Raw genomic sequence first — 360 nt, 5'->3', positions numbered from 1 at the left:
ATCGCGCCGCGCTGCAATTCGTGGACGGGTTCGAGGAAGACGCGGTGGGCCATCACCTCGGTGAAGACCGCCCGCACATCCTCCGGCACCAGCCAGTCGCGCCCCTCCAGCCACGCCCGCACCCGGGCGGCGCGCACCAGGAAGGCGACGCCGCGCGGCGAGGCGCCCCCCTGGACGAGGGTGGCGGTGTCGAGGCCCGGGAGCCGGATCCCGGCCTCCGCGGGGCGAACCAGGGCGTCCCAGAGGGCGACCACGTAGGCCTCGATCGACGGCTCCGCCCGGACGGCGTGCTGGATCGCGGCGGCGATGCCGCCGATCCGGGCGTGGTCGAGCACGCCCTCCGCGACCGCGCCGACGAGG

The 360-nt window shown here is 76.4% G+C and carries 1 protein-coding gene; it reads right to left on the bottom strand.

Annotated features, from left to right (window positions below):
* Positions 1-360, bottom strand: a 360-nt coding sequence (locus I53_RS26740; RefSeq protein WP_043356610.1) for a hypothetical protein, incomplete at both ends; no start/stop codon positions are given.

The sequence above is a fragment of the Methylobacterium sp. B1 genome (assembly GCF_000333255.1).
GTDB classification, from domain to species: Bacteria; Pseudomonadota; Alphaproteobacteria; order Rhizobiales; family Beijerinckiaceae; genus Methylobacterium; species Methylobacterium fujisawaense.
This window is presented reverse-complemented; position numbering and strand designations above follow the sequence as displayed.